We start from the raw sequence: 17,866 nt of genomic DNA on the forward strand, positions 1-17,866 counted from the left end.
ACGCCGTTTGCCGCAATTTCTAGTGACCCCATTACAAAAAACGTGTAAATCGCGCACAATTTCATCTTGAAATTAGACGTTGCGTGCAGCCGGTGCGAGTTTTGCCCGGTTTTGCTGCGCTGCCCCCGTGCCACGGGGCGGCCCCCGACAACAGAATGGCCATCGAATGACCGCCAGTGGAACCCCGACGCGTGACGCCCGAGGGCCCACGCGCCTCCAGATCATGTTACGCCAGCCGCTCGCGGCCGGCGTCGTTGCGCTGTGCGCCGGCGCGGCGCTGTCGCTCGGCGTCGCGCTGCTCGTGCGCGAGCAGTGGCAAGGCGCCGTCCATACGCGTTTCGAACGCCGCACGTCGCACGTGACGGCCATGCTCCGCCACGAGCTGCAGTCCGGCGTTGCCGTGCTCGCAGGCGCGCGCGGCGCGTTCAGCCTCGTCCCGGACATGACGCCCGAGCAGTGGCGCCGGTACGTGGACACGCTCGACCTCGACAGCGGCCGCTCGCCGGTTCGCCAGATCGGCTATGCGCCGCTGCCGCCCGCGACCCGCACCGCGCTCGCCGGCACGAACCCGATGCCGGCCGGCACGCTCGCGACCGCGGTGCTCAGCGCGCCGGCGTCGAATTCGCCCGTCGTGCGCTTCGGCGCCTCCGACGCTGCGCCGCTCGCGCGCGCGCTGCAGACCGGTGACATCGCGCTCGGCGTCCACCCGGCCGACGACGACACATCCCGCGACGCCCGCACCTTCACGCTGTTCGTGCCGGTCGCCGCGCCGCCGCATGCGGCCGCCCCGCCGTCCGGCACGCGCGACACCGCCGCCGACGGGGTGCTGTTCGCGGCGTTGAGCCCGCGTCGCCTGATCGAGCGCGCACTCGACGCGGAACGCGGAATCGACGTGTCGATGACCGCCGGCGGCGACCGGCGTGCGATCGTCAGCGTCGAAACGACGACCGACGAGGCGTCAGCATCGCCCGACCTGATGCGGCGCACCGACGAGCTGAACTTCGGCGGCACCGTGCTGGCGCTCGCCTATTCCGCGGACGGCCGCCCGAGCGCAACCGGCGCGCAACGCGCGGCCGGCACCGTGCTCGCCGCCGGGCTGATCGCGTCGATCGCGTTCGCGATGCTCGTCCACGCACTGCTGCGCCGCACCGGTGCCGCCGATTCCGGTGCGAGCAGCCGCGGCATCCTCAACGAGGCGCGGATGATGGGCATCATCCGTTCGTCGATGGAAGCGATCATCACGATCGACGAGAAGCAGACGGTCGTGATCTTCAATCCGATGGCCGAGCAGGTGTTCGGCGTGTCCGCGATGGAAGCGATCGGCGCGCCGCTGTCGCGCTTCATCCCCGAACGGTTCCGCGCCGCGCACGCGAAGCACGTCGACCAGTTCGGCGTGACGGGCGTGTCCGAACGTCAGATGGGCCGCCAGCGGGTGCTGTTCGGGCTGCGCGCCAACGGCGAGGAGTTCCCGATCGAGGCATCGATCTCGCAGATCCGCGACGCGTCGGGCAAGCTCTACACGGTCATGCTGCGCGACATCACCGAGCGGCTGCGCGCGGAGAATGCGCTGAAGCTGTCGCGCGAGGAATTGCGCGAACTGTCGGCGAACCTGCAGAACGTGCGCGAAGAGGAAAAGACCCGCATCGCGCGCGAACTGCATGACGACCTCGGCCAGCAGCTCACCGCGCTGAAGATGGATCTGTCGGTGGTCGAGCAGCAACTGCGCATGCCCGGCCGCGCGCTGCCCGACGCGGGCGTGCTGTCGCACCTGCAGGGCATGCGGCGGCTGATCGATGCGACGGTCGCATCGGTGCGGCGCATCGCGGCCGACCTGCGGCCCGTGATGCTCGACGATCTCGGCCTCGTGCCGGCGATCGAATGGCTCGCGAACGATTTCACGAACCGCTACGGGATCGACGTCGAGCGGCACATCGAAACGGGCGGCCTCACGTTCACCAGCGCGGGCGCGACCACGTTGTTCCGGATCGTCCAGGAAGCGCTGACGAACGTCGCGCGCCATGCGGATGCGACGCGCGTCGCGCTGCGGCTCGACGTGGAGGAAGGCTTCTGCGTGTTGCGCGTCGCGGACAACGGCCGCGGCTCGGCACCCGGCGGCCCGGCCCACGAAGACAAATCGTTCGGCCTGATCGGCATTCGCGAACGCGCCCACATGCTGGGCGGCACCGTGACGATCGACACCGCGCTCGCGCGCGGTTTCTCGATCACCGTCGCACTCCCGCTCAGCACCGTACAACAGGAAACGCTCATCACATGATCAAGGTGCTCATCGCCGACGACCATACGCTCGTACGCGACGGTCTGCGGCACATCCTCCAGAACGCCACCGGGTTCGAAGTGGCGGGCGAAGCCTGCGACGGCCCGTCGACGATCGCGCTCGTGCGCGCCACGCCCGCCCAGGTGCTCGTGCTCGACCTGTCGATGCCGGGCCGCAACGGCGTCGAACTGATCAAGCAGATCAAGGACGAGAAGCCCGCGCTGCGCGTGCTCGTGCTGACCATGCACGCGGAGCAGCAGTACGCGGTGCGCGCGTTCCGCGCCGGCGCGTCGGGGTATCTGACGAAGGAAAGCGCGAGCGCCGAGCTGGTCGGTGCGGTCACGAAGGTGGCGTCGGGCGGCGTCTACGTGAGCCTCGCGATGGCCGAGCAGTTCGCGCAGAGCCTGAACGAGCCGGCCGAGACGTTGCCGCACCAGCGGCTGTCCGATCGCGAATTCGACGTGTTCCGGCGGATCGCGGCTGGCCAGACGCTGACCGAGATCGCCAACGCGCTGTGCGTGAGCGCGAAGACGGTCAGCACGTACAAGACACGTATCCTGGAAAAGATGCAGATGCCGCACGAAGCGGCGCTGGTGCGCTACGCGATGCGGCACAAGCTGCTCGACGAAACGGACGACGTCTAGCGACGTCTGGCCGCGGATGGCGTGCGCCGCCCGGCCGCGCGCCATGCGCCCGGCCGCGGGCGGCTCACCACGCCTACTTCGCGGGCACCGGGCACGCGAGATCGCCTTCCTCGCACGACAGATAGCCCTTCAGCGTTTCGGTGCGCGCTTTCGTCAGATCGTCGAGGCAGGTCGACACGACCATCGGATACGCGCTGCCGCCCTCGGCGTTCGCGCTGGAGAAGCTGCATTCGGCATCGCGGTACGCGATCCACGCACGCTGCGCGTTCACGAGCTTGTCGGCGAGCGGCCGCGCATCGCGCAGGCGCGCGGTGACGGCCTGGTAAATCCGGTTCAGTTCCCCGTCGGATTTCCTGTACGCGCGATCGGCGCACGCCGTCATCGCCGCCTGGTCCGTCGCGTCGGCACAATTCGCCTGCGCATGGGCGACGTTCGCCGCCAGCGCCAGTGCGCACAGCAAACCGGTCAAGACACGCATGGATGCTCCTTGTTGTTCGTTGAAGTCGTGGAACCCGGTGCCGGGCCTGTCGCGCTGTCGCGCATCGGCCGCCGTGCGGCGGCGATACCGATCGCGATGCTAGCGCACGCGCGCCGGCTTGTCAGCCGGCATCGCAGCGCCCGCGACGGCTTGCATATCGGCCCCGCGCACCTACACTGGAAAATCGATACGCCGCTTCAGGCCCGCGCTATCGCATCCATCCCGTCTCCGCTTCCGCGCATTCCTCAGCGCATTTCGCGTTCGCATCGCCGAGCGGGGTGACGACTCGTCAGTCAGGTTCCTCCACCCGGCCCAACGTGCTATCGCCGTCGCTCCCTGGAGGGAATCATGAGCTATCACCTGGAAGGCCGTCTGCTCGAGGTCTGCAACTGTCGCGTACTCTGCCCGTGCTGGATCGGCGAGGACCCGGATTTCGGCGTCTGCGACACGATCGTCGCATGGCATGTCGACAAGGGCACCGTCGACGGCGTCGACGTGAGCGGCAACACGATCGCCGCCGTGTGCCGCGTGCCGGGCAACATCCTGCAAGGCAACTGGACGGCCGCGATCTACGTCAGCGACACGGCATCCGACGCGCAGGAGCAGGCGCTGCTGAAGGTCTACACGGGCCAGGCCGGCGGCCCGATCGCCGAACTCGCGAAACTGATCGGCACGGTCGTGTCGATCGAACGCGCCCCCATCGCCTTCAACGTCGAAGGGGCACGCGGCACACTGTCGATCGGCACCGACTACCACGCGGAACTCGAGCCGTATCTCGGCCCGAGCGGCGCGCAGACGACGCTGACCGACACCGTGTTCTCGACGGTACCCGGCGCACCGGTGTTCGTCGGCAAGGCGCCGGTCTACCGGTCGAAGAACGCGGCGATCGGCATCGACGTCGATCTGAAGAATCACAACGCGCTGCAGAGCACGTTCCTGTTCGACGCGTGAAGCGCGATCGCACGCCCACGGTCATGGCTGCTTCGCTGCATCGGCGCCTGTTTCCGCTCGTGCTCGCGAGTCTCGCCGCGTTCGCGTGGCTCACGCTGTGGGCATGGACGCGCAGCCCGTACGGGCGCTACCTCGACCACGGCGACAGCGCATTGTCCGCACCGTTCAGCGCGCTTTGCCGCGCGCTGCCGGGCGGCACGCTGTGGCTGCCGGCCGCGTTCGACGCGGCCGGCTGGACGCTGATGATCCTCGCGATGATGCTGCCGACGACGTTGTCGCTGTTCGATGCGTTCGCCCGCGTCGTCGCGAGCCGCCCCGACCAGACGCGCCTGCTCGCGCTCGTCGGCATCGGCTACGTCGCCACGTGGAGCGGTTTCGGCCTCGTCGCGCACGGCCTGCACGGGCTGGTGCTGGCAGGTGTCGCGCGCGTGCCGGCGCTCGCGTGGCGCGGCTGGCTGATCGGCGCGGCCGTCTTCGCGCTCGCGGGCGCGTTCCAGTTCAGCGGACTGAAGACGCACTGTCTCGATCGTTGCCGCACGCCGTTCAGTTTCGTGATCAGCCGCTGGCGTGGCCGCACGCCGATGCGTCACGCGTTTGCGCTCGGCGTCAGCCACGGGCTCTTTTGCGTCGGCTGCTGCTGGGCGCTGATGCTGCTGATGTTCGTCGTCGGCGCCGGCAGTCTCGGCTGGATGCTGGCGCTCGCCGCGTTGATGGCACTCGAGAAGAATGCGGCCTGGGGGCAGGCGCTCACCGCGCCGCTTGGCGCCGCGTTGTTCGGTGCAGCCGTGCTGATCGTTGCCAGCCACGCGTGAGGCCCGCGATGCGACCGCTTGCCTCCACGTTCGCGCTGCATGTCCGGCCGGGCATGCGCGTCGCCGCGCTGACGTCGATCGCGATGCTCGCGTTCGCGTCGAATTCGCTGCTGTGCCGGCTCGCGCTGCAGGCCGGACGAATCGACGCGGCCAGCTTCGGCAGCCTGCGTCTCGTATCCGGCGCGCTGATGCTCGCGATCGTCGCGCGCGCGGGGGCGCGGCGGCCCGCCCCGCCTGCGGACTGGCCCGCCGCGGCGATGCTGTTCGTGTACGTTGCGTGCTTCTCGTTTGCGTATCTGACCGTCAGCGCGGCCACCGGCGCGCTGATCCTGTTCGGCGCGGTGCAACTGACGATGTTTGCGGCGGGATGGCACGCCGGCGAACGGTTTGCCGCAACCGGCTGGGCCGGGTTCGGCGCGGCACTCGGCGGACTGGTGTATCTCGTGTCGCCCGGGCTCGCCGCGCCCACGCCGCGCGGCGCCGCGCTGATGACGGCTGCGGGCATCGCATGGGGAATCTATTCGGTACGCGGCCGTCGGCCCGTCGATCCGGTCGCGGCGACCGCCGGCAATTTCCTGCGCGCCGCGCCGCTGGCGCTCGCGCTGAGCGTCGCGCTCGCCGCCCGCTTTCACGTCACGCCGGCCGGCGCCGTACTCGCCGTGCTTTCCGGCGCGCTGACCTCGGGCCTCGGCTACGTGCTCTGGTACGCCGCGCTGCGGCACCTCACGGCGATGCGCGCCGCGGCGGTCCAGCTCTCCGTTCCCCCCATCGCTGCATGCGGCGCCGTGCTGTTCCTGTCGGAACAGCCGACCTGGCGGCTCGCGCTCGCATCGGCCGCGATCCTCGGCGGTGTCGCGGCCGTGCTCGCGACCCGGGCGCGCCAGGCGGGCAGCCGCCGCTGATGCGCATCGGGCGCAACGCGCTCGCGCCCGACCCGACGAATCAGGCAGCCAAAATGCAAAACCCGCACACGGACACCGTGCGCGGGTTTCGGAAGAGACGGCAAGCGCCGGGCGCCCTTGCGGGCGATGCCAGGCTTAGTGGCCGAAGTACACCGACGAACGGTCGGCGGCGGTCGGCACGAGCACGCGCTGACCCGACTGCGACGTCCCGACAGGGTTCGAGCCGTAGCCCGTTGCATCGGCTTGCGCGCCGGTGTTCTGTGCGGCGGCGATCTTTGCCTGCGCGGCCTGGATGTTTTCCGGGTAATTGATCCAGTCGTTCGGGTTGTAACCGGCCTTTTCGAGCTGAACCAGCTCGGCGCGCACTTGCGCGCGCGTCAGCGGCTGCTGGCTCTGGGCGAACGAAACGACCGGTGCGGCCACCAGGGCGGCCAGTGCAACTGCCTTGATCAGCGATTTCATGATGCGTTACCTCCAGGATTGTTTTGTCAGGCGCTTCGGACTCGGGGTCGTTGCGCATGAGTAGAAGTCTAGGAGGCGGCCCTATCAGGGTAAATACTTAAATCACGAATTCACTGTTGACGGAAAACATACAATCGTCGCGGAATTCACTGAATCGTCAGACGATTATCGGCGTTCGCGCACCGAATGCCGCGATTCGGTACCCGGTGCGCTCCGCCGGGCATCAGCGCCCCGACGACGCCATCAGCCGGTCGAACAACAACGCCTTGAGGCGAATCAGGTCGTCGGCGCCGGTCTCGCCGAACGCCGCATGATGCAGCGTCAGCGCGGGCGCCGCCGGGTCGGCATGGACGGCCCGCACCGTGCCGTCGAGCGCCAGCAGCTCGACCCGGGCGCCCGTCGCGTACGGCAGCAGCACGCGCAAGGGCTCGCCGATGGCGGCAATCGGCCGGTCGACGGCAATCGACAGCCCGCTCACGCTGATGTCGTGCACCATCCCGATGCCTTCCGCGCCCTCCGCTCCGCCTGCGCAGCAGGCGGCGATCCGCACCGGCACGCGCGGCTCCGCGCGTGTGCGCAGGCGGTCGACGAAACCCGGCGGCGACAGGACCAGAAACCGCGCGCCGCCCGCCTCGTGCACCGATTCCACCGTCGCACCGAAACGCGACACCGCGGCGCGGCCGATGGCCACCGCCTCGATGTCGTCGCCACTCGCGAAGTCGAACGCGGCCGCCGGCTGCGGCTCGACGAACAGCGCACCCGAGGCGGCAGTGCCGATCAGCCGGTAGCGCTGCAGCCCGCGGGTCGTGCCGACCCGGCGGCGGATGCCGATCGCGGCGCCCGCCGACAACCCCATTCGCGTGGCATGCGGCACCGCGTCGGGCACGCGCGGCGCGGTTTCGGTTTCGGCTACGGCTTCGGTGTCGTCGCGCCGGCGTACCGGCCGGAAATGGTCGAACAGGAATGCATGCTGCGGGGCATCGCGCAGCGTCGTGCCCGCCGGCAGCAGCGCGGCGCCGTCGGCATCGTAGAGATCGAAGGCGAGCGGGACACCGGCGGCGAGATCGTCGCGCGCGAGCGCGACGTAGTCGGAAGATAGCCTCATCGGAGAGGCGCGGAGCGACCGCGCGAGCTGTCGTGACACCATGATTACGGCAGCCGCGCGCGAAATCTGAACGGCTGCGTTACTGCGAGGCGCCGCTCGCGTCGGGAGCGGCCGGCACGGGCGGCTGGGCCGGTGCAGCCGAAGGAGCGGCGGACGGTGCGGCACCGAGGCCCGAACTGCCCCCGCCTGGCGTGCTCGCACCCGCTGGCGGCTGAGCAGGCTGCGGTTGCGAAGCGCCGGCCGACAGCGCGGCAGCCGACGCGGCCACTTCGGACGCCGGTACCCATTCCTCGACGATGCCACCCGATGCCGCTTCCGGCGCGGAGGCGGCCGAGGCGGTCGATTCCGTGCCGGTGTCAGCCTCGGGCGCGCGCTCCACCCGCTGCGTCCTGACCGGCGCGGGCGCCCTCTCAGGCTTGGGCGGGAACCATGTGTCGAACAGGTCCGTCACGCGCTCGCGCAGCGACGCGAACCAGCCAGGCGACGGCTCGGTATCGAATTTCGCCTTCGTGTCGACGATCCGGGCGCGCTGCGCACGCTGGAAGAAATCGCCGACGATCGGCAGCGCGCTGTGCGCGCCCTGCCCCCAGTAATCGCTGCGCAACGTCACGCGGCCGTCGTCGAAACCGACCCACGCGCCGGCAACGAGGCCGGGCTGCATCAGGATGAACCAGCCGTCCGCGTTGTCCTGCGTCGTGCCCGTCTTGCCGGCCACGTCGCCGCGAATCCCGAAGCGCGTGCGGATGCTGCCGCCCGTGCCCCGCGTCACGACGTCGCGCATCACGCTGAGCAGCGTCTTGTCGGTCTCGGCGTCGAGCGCGCGCTCGGGCGGCGCCGGCGCGTATTCGGCGAGCACGTCGCCCTGGCGGTTCTCGATGCGCGTCACCATCTGCGGCTCGACATACAGCCCGCCGTTCGCGACCGTCGCGTACGACGCGACCATCTCCTTCAGCGTGACCGGGCTCGTGCCGAGCGCGAGCGACGGCACGCGTTCGAGCGGGCTTTCCCGCACGCCCATGTCGCGCGCGAGCCTGGCGACGGAGGCCGGCCCGACCTTCTCCATCACCTGCGCGGTGATCCGGTTGCGCGACAGCGCGACCGCGTCGCGCAACGTCATCGGCTTGCCCGTCGGCGGCACGTCGTCGTTCGGCCGCCAGATCTCGCCGCCCTTCAACGGGATCTCGACCGGCTGGTCGATGAACGTGTCGTCCGGCTTCATCCCGTTCGCGAACGCGACGCCATAGACGAACGGCTTGAACGTCGAGCCCGGCTGGCGCCGCGCCTGCGCGACGTGGTCGAACGGCTCGCTGGTGAAGTCGCGGCTGCCGACCCACGCGCGGATCTGCCCGTTGCGCGGGTCGATCGCGAGGAAGCCGGCCTGCACGTCGGTCTTGGTCTTGCACAGCGCACGCATGAACCCGCGGTCGGCCGCGAGCAGCTTCATCGCGGCCGCGTCGTCCTTGCCGGCGTCCTGCGCGGCCTTGTATTCGGGCGACTCGCGCATGAAGGTGCGGAATACCTCGTTGTCGGTGCCGCAGCCGTCGCGGCCGCTCCACGCGTTGTTCGCGATGCCCTGCAACTGGTTGCCCTGCAGCGTGAGCGCCTGCGTCGCCATCTGCTGCAGCCGCGAGTCGATCGTCGTGCGCACGATCAGCCCGTCCGCGTAGATGTTGTAGTCGTTGCGGTCGGCCCACGCGATCAGCCATTTGCGGAGTTGCTGCGCGAAATGCGGCGCCGGCCCGGGCGGCTCCTTCTGGCGCTCGAAATCGATCCGCAACGGCCGGCGCTGCAATTGCGCGAACTGCGCGGGCGACAGCTTGCCGTACTTCACCATCTGCCCGAGCACCGTATTGCGCCGCTGCAGCGCGCGCTCGGGATTCAGCACCGGGTTGTAGTAGCTGTTGCCCTTCAGCATCCCGACGAGCGTCGCGCTGTCGAGCACGTCGAGCTCGTCGGCGGACTTGTCGAAATAGGTGCGCGCGGCCATCTCGACACCGTACGCGTTGTACAGGAACGGCACCGTGTTCAGGTAGGTCTCGAGGATCTGGTCCTTGCTGTAGACGGCCTCGATCTTCAGCGCGGTGATCGCCTCCTTCACCTTGCGCGTGAGCGTCGGCGCGCGGCCGATTTCGTCCGGATACAGGTTGCGCGCGAGCTGCTGCGTGATCGTCGAGCCGCCCTGGCGGCTACCCGAGAACGTATGGAGCGCGGCCGATGCCGTGCGCTTCCAGTCGAGGCCGTGGTGCTCGTAGAAGCGGTGATCCTCGGTCGCGATCAGTGCGTCGACCATGTGCGGCGAGATCTGCTTGAGCGGCACCCATTCCCGGTTCGACGGCTTGAATTCGGCCAGCAGCTTGCCGTCGGCGGACAGCACCTGCGCGGGCTGGTCGACACGCGCCTTGCGGATGTCGCCGATGCCCGGCGTAAACGGGATGAGCACGACCACGTACACCACGAACAGCGCCGGCACGGCGGCGCCCGCGAGCAGCACGCCGCGGCGCGTCGGATGACGCAGGTGGTGCCACGCAACGGCGGCGAGAGGCTTGACCCGCGCGACGGCGGCAGCCGCGACGGGTTGGGCGCGCGCGACCCATCTGGCACAGAAGTCACGCACTGACGACACGTTTCGGCGATTCACGCGGGTGGAGCTCGGCTGAAAAGGGTGCATCGTACCAAACTCGCGCGGCCCGCCGAACCGCGACGGCGTCGCGCCCACCCGCACGGGCGGCCGGGCGCCGGTTCACACGCAAAAAAGGCGCGCGCTCCCTCACTGGAACGACGCGCCAAGCCTGGTACGACAAACGGGAAGCCGCGCAACGCGCGGCCGATCGGCGCGGCGACTCAGCGCACGAGAAAACCGTAGGTCAGCGGATCGCGCTCGTCGACGATCCAGTTCGCGAACCCGCAGATATGCGCGCTGCCTTCCACTTCCGGAATCACGGCCGGCATCCCGCCGACCGTCGTTTCGCGCAGCACGCGCCCCTTGAAGACCGTGCCGACGATCGATTCGTTGACGAGCGTGTCGCCGGCCGCGAGCAACCCGCGCTGGTAGAGCTGCGCGACCCGGCCGCCGGTGCCGGAGCCCGTCGGCGAGCGGTCGACCTCGCGATCCGCGAACACGCAGCAGTTCGCCTGCGTCGAGCCCGGATGGCGCGGCGCGTTCGCGATGATCGTGCCGTAGATGTGGTTGATTTCCGGAATCTCCGGATGCACGACCGGGTATTTCGCGTTCGCGGCGGCCTTCACTTCCGCGCCGAAGCGGATCAGCCTTTCCACCGCCGCTTCGCGCACCGGCAGGTCGAACGGCGCGCCGTCGACGTAGAAATAGAACGCGCCGCCGTACGCGATGTCGCCGGTCACGGTGCCGAACGACGGCGTCTCGACCGACACGTCGCGTTGCCAGATGAACGACGGCACGTTGACGAAGCGCACCGGCCCCGCATGCTCGCCGTCCCACTTCACGAAAGCCTCGATGAAGCCGCACGGCGCGTCGATGCCGACCCGCGTTTCCGGCACCGTGCGCTGCACCCAGCCGAGCTCGACGGCGGCGGTCGACAGCGCGATCACGCCGTGTCCGCAATGGTCGCTGTAGCCTTCGTTGTGCACGAAGATCACGCCGAAATCGGCATTCGGCGACACCGGCTCGGTGAGGTAGCCGCCGTACATGTCGGCGTGGCCGCGCGGTTCGAACATCAGCGCGCGGCGGATCTCGTCGGCGTTCTCCTTGAGCCACGCGCGGCGCTGGACGATCGTGTCGCCCGGCAGTCTCGGCAGCCCGCTCGTGACGATGCGGAACGCTTCGCCGCCCGTATGCACTTCGACGGTGGAAAGGGATCGGGAAATTTTCATGGTCGATCGGATGCGTGGAAACGAAGGACGGCGGTCGCGCCGCCGTCCGGTGACAGGCTTGTGCGGCGCTTGGTGCGTCGCTTACTTCGCGTACGGCTCCGGCAGGCCGTTGCGGATCACGTAGACGGTCGTCGGCGCGCCCTTCAGGTCGCCGTTCGCGTCGAACGAATAGGTGCCCGCGACGCCCGCGTAGTTCGACTTCGCGAGCTGCGCGATCAGCTTCGCCTTGTCGGTGGTCGTACCGGCCTTGACCATCGCGTCGGCGAGCAGCTTCATCCCGTCGTAGTAGTTCACGCCGTAGACCTGCGTATCGGTGTGATACGTGTCGTGGTACTTCTTCAGGAATTCGCGGCCGGCCGCCGTCTTCTCGAGCGCGACGCCGCCCTGCGCGCAGTAGACGATCGATGCCGCGTCGCCCGCGACCTTGCCCATGTCGGCCGAGCAGATGCCGTCGCCGCCGAGCAGCTTCGCGCGCAGGCCGCGCTGCTTCATCTGCTTGGCCATCGGCGCACCCTGCGCCGCATAGCCGCCGAGGAAGATCACGTCGGGGTTGCTGGCCTTGATCTTGGTGAGGATGCCGAGGAAATCGGTGGCCGACGAGTTCGTGAATTCCTGGTCGACGATCCTGATCCCGTTCGCCTTCGCGACGTTCATGAACTGCTCGGCGACGCCCTGCCCGTACGCGGTGCGATCGTCGATCACGGCGGCGGTTTTCGCGTTCAGCGTCTTCGCGGCGAACGTGGCCATCGTGCCGCCGAGCTGCTCGTCGCTCGCGCCGATCCGGAAGATGTTCTTGAAGCCCTGCTTGGTCAGCGCCGGGTTCGATGCGACCGGCAGCATCGGCACGCCGGCATTCGAGTACACGCGCGATGCGGGAATCGCGACGCCCGAGTTGTACGGGCCGAGCACCGCGACGACGCCCTTGTCGACGAGGTTCTGCGCCACCTGCACGCCCGCTTTCGGGTCGGCCTGGTCGTCGTCGGAAACCAGTTTGAAGGTGACGGTCTTGCCGGCGACCTTGATGCCGGCCTTGTTGAGTTCGTCGACGGCCAGGCGCGCGCCGTTTTCATTGTCCTTGCCGTTCGCGGCCTGCGGGCCGGTCAGCGGCGCCGAATGGCCGATCATCACGACTTCCTGCGCGTGCGCGGAAGTCAGCGCGCCGGCGGCGATGGCCACCGAAAGCGCGGTAACGAGATGTCGCATGATGTCTCCTGATTGGTTTTGTGTGAAACCAATGTAGGACACGCGTGGTCACCGCGCAAGCAATTTCAAAATAAAGTGTTCGATTCTGGTCATTTTTCAGACCAGAACGATTTCGGCGCGGTCACTTCGGCGCGATGTCGCGCCGCACGCGGCGGATGTGCTGTTCGACATAGAACGCCGCCGCATCGGCGTCGCCCGACACGATCGCCTCGTAGATCAGCCGATGCTCGGACACGTAGAGCCGGATCCGGCCCGCGTCGTAGATGCCGTCGTCCTTCAGCCGCTTCCACAGCGGCTGATCCATCGTCTTCGCGACTTCGTCCGCGATCTTCACGATCAACGCGTCGCCCGTCATCAACGCGAGTTGCCGGTGGAACAACCGGTCGCTCTCGTTCCACAGGGCCCGCTGATGCGGATCGTCGACGTCGGTAATGGTTTCCATCTGGGCCAGGTAGCGTTCGGCGCCGGGGTCGGCCCGGCCGTGCGCGGCCGCGAGGCGCGCGATCGCCGGCTCGAGGATCAACCGAACGTCGAGCGTCGACGTCGGGCTGAAATCGGCTTCGGACGCCTCGTGCGTGTCGCCGCGCTGCGCGAGCACGTCGAGCGGCGCCGCGACGACGTAGGTGCCCGAATTGCGCTTCGTGAACACGAGCCCTTCGTTCTGCAGCGCACCGAGCGCTTCGCGCACGGCCGGCCGGCCGACCTGGAACAGCCCCGCGAGCTCGCGCTCGGACGGCAGCCGCGACTCGGCGGCATAGCGCCCCGCGCGGATCTCGTCGCGGATCTTCTCGGCCACCTGCTCGTAGATCTGCAGCGGCTTGAAACCGCCTTCGAGTGAGTCGGGACGCGCGGACATCATCGTGTAGCTCCTGCCCGGTCGAGGGCGTGAATCTGGAATGGGTTCGCACTATACCGGAGCGCGCCGGCATCGAGGCCATGGCGGCCCTTCTGGACAGATATTAGAACCAAAACCGGCAAGGCGCTTTATTTTCTGGGTTGCAGGCGGGCCAGCAAGTGGTATAGATTCGATCCACACTGCCCTGTGTCACGGTATCCGGCAGATTTGTGGCGGGCGCGGCATGCGCCCGTCGTCCACGCTCACCGACGCATGCGACGTACACGATGACCGCGCTTTCCCCGATTCCCGTTTTCGATGCGGCCGACACGGCCGCGCTGCTCGACTACCCGGCGCTGCTCGCCACGCTCAGGCAGGCCGTCGCCGACTATGCGGCGGGCGAGATCGTCAGCCCCGAGCGCCTGGTCGTGCCGCTGCAGGCCGGCGGCGTGATGCTGTCGATGCCGTCGAGCGCGCGCGACCTCGCGACCCACAAGCTCGTGAACGTGTGCCCGGGCAACGGCGCGCGCGGGCTGCCGACGATCCTCGGCCAGGTGACCGCGTACGACGCGACCACCGGCGAGATGCGCTTCGCGCTCGACGGCCCGACGGTCACCGGACGCCGCACGGCGGCCATCACCGCGCTCGGCATCCAGGCGCTGCACGGCGCCGCGCCGCGCGACATCCTGTTGATCGGCACCGGCAAGCAGGCGGCCAATCACGCGGAAGCGCTCGCGGCGATCTTTCCCGACGCGCGCCTGCACGTGCGCGGCAATCGCGCCGACAGCGCGGCGGCATTCTGCGCCGCGCACCGCGCGCACGCGCCGCATCTCGCACCGCTCGAAGGCGACGCGGTTCCCGATGCGATCGACGTCGTCGTGACGCTGACGACGAGCCGCACGCCCGTCTACCGCGAAGCCGCGCGCGAAGGCCGGCTCGTGGTCGGCGTCGGCGCGTTCACCGCGGATGCCGCGGAAATCGACTCGAACACCGTGCGTGCCAGCCGGCTGGTCGTCGACGATCCGGCCGGCGCCCGCCACGAAGCCGGCGACCTGATCGTCGCGCGGGTCGACTGGCAGCACGTCGCGTCGCTCGCCGACGTGCTGGGCGGCACATTCGACCGCACCGGGCCGCTGCTGTTCAAGAGCGTCGGCTGTGCGGCGTGGGATCTGGCCGCGTGCCGAACCGCGCGCGATGCGCTGGACGCGCGCCGGGCCGGCTGATCCGGCGGCACGACCCGCCTGCCCCACAGGCGGCACGTCACACCGGGGCCGCTCCGGCGGTTTCCCGTACGCGTTGTAGGAATCGCCCTACAACGCGTCGCCGCGGCCTACATCAACTTCCAATTCGGCCGATTTCATTTTCGGCGGCGCAACACGATACTGCCGGCATGAATGCCAGCCAGTTGCCCGCCGCGCTCCGGGTGTTTCTCGTCGATCACGCCGTCGCCGTCCGACAGCGGATCGCGCTGCTCGTCGGCGCGATCCGCGGTGTCGCCGTCGTGGGCGAGGCGGAAGACGGCCAGGACGCGTGGACGCACATCCGCAGCAGTCAGGCGGATGTCGTGATCGTCGACCTGCGGCTGGCGGACGGCAGCGGCCTCGACCTGATCGGGACGCTGTCGAAGGCCGCGCCGCGCATCGTTACGATCGTGCTGACGAATCACTCGGCGCCGGCATTCAGAGAGGCATGCGCGTCGGCCGGAGCCGACTACTTCTTCGACAAGACCGTCGAATTCGACGCCGCATGCCGCGTCATCGAATCCCTGGTGCACGCTCGCGTGCACCGCCCCTGACGAGCCGGAGTGACTCATGTCCACAGCCACCGCCTGCGCCGCCGACGTATCCATCACGCCCCGGCCGACGATTCCGCTTCGCGCGGTCACGCGTGCCGACGCCGCCAAACATCCCGCCGCGCGCTGCTCGGCGTGCGCGATGCGCTCGATGTGCCTGCCGCCGCAACTGACGGCCGCCGAATACGGCCGCCTCGACGCGATCATCTGTACGACCCGGCAGGTGCGCCAGGGCGATGCGCTGTTCCGCACCGACGATCCGTTCCAGAGCATCTACGCGGTGCGCGCGGGTTCGTTCAAGACGGTGATGATGCATCGCGACGGCCGCGAGCACGTGACGGGCTTCCAGATTGCCGGTGAAACGCTCGGGATGGACGGCATCGGCAGCGGCCAGCACTGCTGCGACGCGATCGCGCTCGAAGACAGCGTCGTGTGCATCATCCCGTTCGGCGCGCTCGAAGCGGCGTGCCGCGAGATCAAGCCGATGCAGCACTTCCTCTACCAGATGCTGAGCAGCGAGATCGTCCGCGAATCGAGCCAGATGCTGCTGCTCGGCACGATGTCGGCCGAACAGCGCGTCGCGCAATTCCTGCTGAACCTGTCGTCACGCTTCGAGGCGCGCGGCTATTCGGCGACGGAATTCAACCTGCGGATGACGCGCGAGGAAATCGGCTGCTATCTCGGGATGAAGCTCGAAACCGTCAGCCGGATGTTCTCGCGGTTCCATCGCGAAGCGCTGGTCGAAACGCGCGGCAAGCGCGTGCGCATCATCGACTCGCAAGCGCTCGCCCGGGTCTGACCGGGCGCGCCGGCGCCCGGCCGCCGGCGCGGCATCGCGTGCGATGCCTCATTGCGCCGCGCTGCCTGCCGCCGCATCGCGCAGCCCCACCCTTGCACCGCCCGCCTGGCATGCGATCAGCGCCTGTTCGGCCTGCATGAACGCGCGGCGCAGCGTGTCGTCCATGTCGTCGCCGACACACGCCGGCAGCAGCCAGAGCGACGTGTCGCGCATCACGAGGTCGAGCCGCACGTCGTACCGGCGCGCGCCATCGGCGGCGGCGCGCGATTCGATGGCGAGGTGGCAGCCGTCGATCAGCGCGCGGAAGCGCTCGAGCCGCACCAGCAGCGCGCCGGCTTCGGCTTCGATCGCGGCGGTACCCGCGAATCCATGGCAGGCGATCTGCATGCCCACGCCCATGTCGTGTCTCCTGACGGGGCCGCCCGCTCGTCGACCGCCTTGCATATGCCGCCCGCATCGACATGCGGCGGCACGTGTTGCCCGTGGCACGGCGCGATTTCTTCGATCGCTGCCCGGCCGATAGTCTGCCCGCGCCTTCGTCGGCGCGGGATCGTTCATACGTTGAAGGTCTGCGACGCCTTCATCTCGATCCATGTCATGCCTGCCCGCAGCCCTTCGATCATCGCCTCACGCTCGGTCGGATACGCATGGCTGTGCTCGAACGTATGGTGAAAGCGCGCGGCGCCGGCGCCATGCTCGACCGACACGCGGCAGCGGAATTCGCCCGATTCGCACGGGCGCGTCTCGACTTCGACGGACCAGTCGCGTTCGTGAATGTTGCCCTGCAGTGTCATGCACCCTCCTGCTGTATCCGTCTCAGAGCCGGAAGTGGCCGCTGTGCAGCAGCACCGGCCGGCCGCCGATTTCCTCGAGCATGCGTCGCGCCATCGCCTCGATCGCCGACCGGTGCGCTTCGAATGCGGCCAGCAGGTCGCGTTCGAGCAGCGACGGCGCGCCGAAATGATCTTCCAGCGCCTCGGCCGTGACCGCGCACTGCACGCAACGTCCGTCGACCAGCGCCGAAAACGCCACGACCAGGTCGCGTGCGCAATATTCGGGCGGTTCCGGCGGGAAGGCAATCTGCATCTGTCCGCCTGTCATCGTCGTGATGGCTCCATGACAAGAGCATAGTGGCGCGCGCGCCTCCACGCTTGACCCACGTCAACGGGTTCGCTGCGCTGCACGATGGACGGCGCGGCAGCGTGCCGGCCGCGACTGCGCGACGCCCCCCTCGCTCGCTTTCAACCTGCCTTCAACCCACGTTCAACCCGCGTCGGGCTCGATCGTCGCACCGCGTTCCGCGAGCAGTTCGCGCAGCACGCTGCGGTGGCAATGGCGTTCGTCCTCGCAATAGCAGCCGATCGAGAACGCGGTGGTCGCCGACAGCGCCGCCAGCAGGTCGAGCACCTTCGGCGCGTCGCCATGCGCCATCTCCGCGCGGAAGTGACGCCGGAACGCGTTCCATTCGGCGTCCGTTTCGGCGGCCTGCGCCTGCGCGACGAGTTCCGGGCTCGGCGACAACGTCGGCAGCCATACATCATAGTAGTTGCGCGACGCGAATTCCGCCTTCGGCACGCCGCGCGGCGGCCGCCGCACCGTGCCGATCCGCAGGCCCTCGCCGGCCGCGCGCGGCGTGCCGAGCTGGATGATCCGGATGCCCATGTCGCTCCTTTTCGTGTTGCGTCCGATTGCGTGATCGTACCGCCGCGCCTGCGCCCCCGTCAGCCGGGTGGCGGACATTGCGGCCGCACAAAGAAAA

Annotated in this window: 19 protein-coding genes; 8 read left to right on the plus strand and 11 right to left on the minus strand. The window is 68.9% G+C overall.

From position 1 onward, the window contains the following. The first annotated feature begins 166 nt into the window (after positions 1 to 166). Together E9536_RS00415 and E9536_RS00420 are read left to right on the plus strand one after the other, a co-directional pair. Positions 167 to 2,275 (plus strand): PAS domain-containing sensor histidine kinase, encoded by a 2,109-nt coding sequence (locus E9536_RS00415; protein WP_059694887.1) that lies wholly within the window; start codon positions 167 to 169, stop codon positions 2,273 to 2,275. Beyond that, positions 2,272 to 2,919: a response regulator transcription factor gene (locus E9536_RS00420; protein ID WP_006483707.1), complete on the plus strand. Its 648-nt coding sequence runs from the start codon at positions 2,272 to 2,274 to the stop codon at positions 2,917 to 2,919. The genes E9536_RS00415 and E9536_RS00420 overlap by 4 nt, the downstream gene beginning before the upstream one ends. A 73-nt stretch (positions 2,920 to 2,992) precedes the next feature. Here E9536_RS00420 and E9536_RS00425 read toward each other — a convergent pair whose 3' ends face one another. Beyond that, complete coding sequence (locus E9536_RS00425) at positions 2,993 to 3,397, minus strand: lysozyme inhibitor LprI family protein (RefSeq protein ID WP_021159155.1); 405 nt, start codon at positions 3,395 to 3,397, stop codon at positions 2,993 to 2,995. Positions 3,398 to 3,745: 348 nt separating this feature from the next. Here E9536_RS00425 and E9536_RS00430 point away from each other — a divergent pair, with 348 nt between their 5' ends. From E9536_RS00430 to E9536_RS00440, 3 genes are read left to right on the plus strand one after another with little or no spacing between them, the layout of a single operon-like run. Continuing rightward, positions 3,746 to 4,348 carry a DUF1326 domain-containing protein gene (locus tag E9536_RS00430; protein WP_059683480.1) on the plus strand — a complete coding sequence of 201 codons (603 nt, stop codon included), beginning with the start codon at positions 3,746 to 3,748 and terminating at the stop codon, positions 4,346 to 4,348. A 23-nt stretch (positions 4,349 to 4,371) separates the two neighbouring features. Beyond that, complete coding sequence (locus tag E9536_RS00435) at positions 4,372 to 5,160, plus strand: DUF2182 domain-containing protein (RefSeq protein WP_136469068.1); 789 nt, start codon at positions 4,372 to 4,374, stop codon at positions 5,158 to 5,160. Positions 5,161 to 5,168: 8 nt separating this feature from the next. Next, positions 5,169 to 6,062 (plus strand): DMT family transporter, encoded by an 894-nt coding sequence (locus E9536_RS00440; RefSeq protein ID WP_136469069.1) that lies wholly within the window; start codon positions 5,169 to 5,171, stop codon positions 6,060 to 6,062. A 135-nt stretch (positions 6,063 to 6,197) separates the two neighbouring features. Here the strand turns inward: E9536_RS00440 and E9536_RS00445 are convergent, their stop codons facing one another. The 6 genes from E9536_RS00445 to E9536_RS00470 all read right to left on the minus strand — a co-directional run bounded on the left by E9536_RS00445 (position 6,198) and on the right by E9536_RS00470 (position 13,540). After that, a complete protein-coding gene (locus E9536_RS00445) occupies positions 6,198 to 6,524 on the minus strand; it encodes a DUF4148 domain-containing protein (protein ID WP_027791556.1) in 327 nt (108 codons plus the stop codon). A 223-nt stretch (positions 6,525 to 6,747) separates the two neighbouring features. After that, entirely contained in the window at positions 6,748 to 7,629 is an 882-nt protein-coding gene (locus E9536_RS00450) for a PilZ domain-containing protein (RefSeq protein ID WP_136469070.1), read from the minus strand. A gap of 79 nt (positions 7,630 to 7,708) precedes the next feature. Continuing rightward, positions 7,709 to 10,297, minus strand: coding sequence for a transglycosylase domain-containing protein (locus E9536_RS00455; protein WP_136469071.1), 2,589 nt, complete (start codon positions 10,295 to 10,297; stop codon positions 7,709 to 7,711). Positions 10,298 to 10,470: 173 nt separating this feature from the next. Then, positions 10,471 to 11,478, minus strand: a complete 1,008-nt coding sequence (gene lhpH, locus E9536_RS00460) for a trans-3-hydroxy-L-proline dehydratase (RefSeq protein WP_021159162.1) — start codon at positions 11,476 to 11,478, stop codon at positions 10,471 to 10,473. 81 nt (positions 11,479 to 11,559) lie between these two features. Then, on the minus strand, positions 11,560 to 12,681 hold the full coding sequence (locus E9536_RS00465; RefSeq protein ID WP_059694892.1) for a branched-chain amino acid ABC transporter substrate-binding protein: 1,122 nt from the start codon (positions 12,679 to 12,681) through the stop codon (positions 11,560 to 11,562). Positions 12,682 to 12,802: 121 nt separating this feature from the next. Then, positions 12,803 to 13,540, minus strand: a complete 738-nt coding sequence (locus tag E9536_RS00470) for a GntR family transcriptional regulator (protein WP_059683474.1) — start codon at positions 13,538 to 13,540, stop codon at positions 12,803 to 12,805. Positions 13,541 to 13,803: 263 nt separating this feature from the next. Here E9536_RS00470 and lhpI point away from each other — a divergent pair, with 263 nt between their 5' ends. The 3 genes from lhpI to E9536_RS00485 all read left to right on the plus strand — a co-directional run bounded on the left by lhpI (position 13,804) and on the right by E9536_RS00485 (position 16,107). Then, the gene (lhpI, locus tag E9536_RS00475; protein WP_136469072.1) at positions 13,804 to 14,739 is read left to right on the plus strand and encodes a bifunctional Delta(1)-pyrroline-2-carboxylate/Delta(1)-piperideine-2-carboxylate reductase; all 936 of its coding nucleotides are present in this window, start codon (positions 13,804 to 13,806) and stop codon (positions 14,737 to 14,739) included. 167 nt (positions 14,740 to 14,906) lie between these two features. After that, positions 14,907 to 15,311: a response regulator transcription factor gene (locus E9536_RS00480; protein ID WP_027791549.1), complete on the plus strand. Its 405-nt coding sequence runs from the start codon at positions 14,907 to 14,909 to the stop codon at positions 15,309 to 15,311. Positions 15,312 to 15,327: 16 nt separating this feature from the next. Beyond that, a complete protein-coding gene (locus E9536_RS00485) occupies positions 15,328 to 16,107 on the plus strand; it encodes a helix-turn-helix domain-containing protein (protein ID WP_021159167.1) in 780 nt (259 codons plus the stop codon). 48 nt (positions 16,108 to 16,155) lie between these two features. On the opposite strand, the gene E9536_RS00490 is transcribed toward E9536_RS00485, so the two are convergent. From E9536_RS00490 to E9536_RS00505, 4 genes are all read right to left on the minus strand, one after another. Further along, positions 16,156 to 16,506, minus strand: a complete 351-nt coding sequence (locus tag E9536_RS00490; RefSeq protein WP_027791547.1) for a hypothetical protein — start codon at positions 16,504 to 16,506, stop codon at positions 16,156 to 16,158. Between the two features lie 155 nt (positions 16,507 to 16,661). After that, positions 16,662 to 16,901 carry a hypothetical protein gene (locus tag E9536_RS00495; RefSeq protein ID WP_006479066.1) on the minus strand — a complete coding sequence of 80 codons (240 nt, stop codon included), beginning with the start codon at positions 16,899 to 16,901 and terminating at the stop codon, positions 16,662 to 16,664. 22 nt (positions 16,902 to 16,923) lie between these two features. Beyond that, complete coding sequence (locus E9536_RS00500) at positions 16,924 to 17,208, minus strand: DUF1488 domain-containing protein (protein WP_027791546.1); 285 nt, start codon at positions 17,206 to 17,208, stop codon at positions 16,924 to 16,926. Between the two features lie 162 nt (positions 17,209 to 17,370). Then, a complete protein-coding gene (locus tag E9536_RS00505; RefSeq protein WP_060359022.1) occupies positions 17,371 to 17,769 on the minus strand; it encodes a DUF488 family protein in 399 nt (132 codons plus the stop codon). Positions 17,770 to 17,866: the final 97 nt, after the last annotated feature.

Source organism: Burkholderia sp. LS-044 (assembly GCF_004803625.1).
GTDB lineage: Bacteria > Pseudomonadota > Gammaproteobacteria > Burkholderiales > Burkholderiaceae > Burkholderia > Burkholderia cepacia.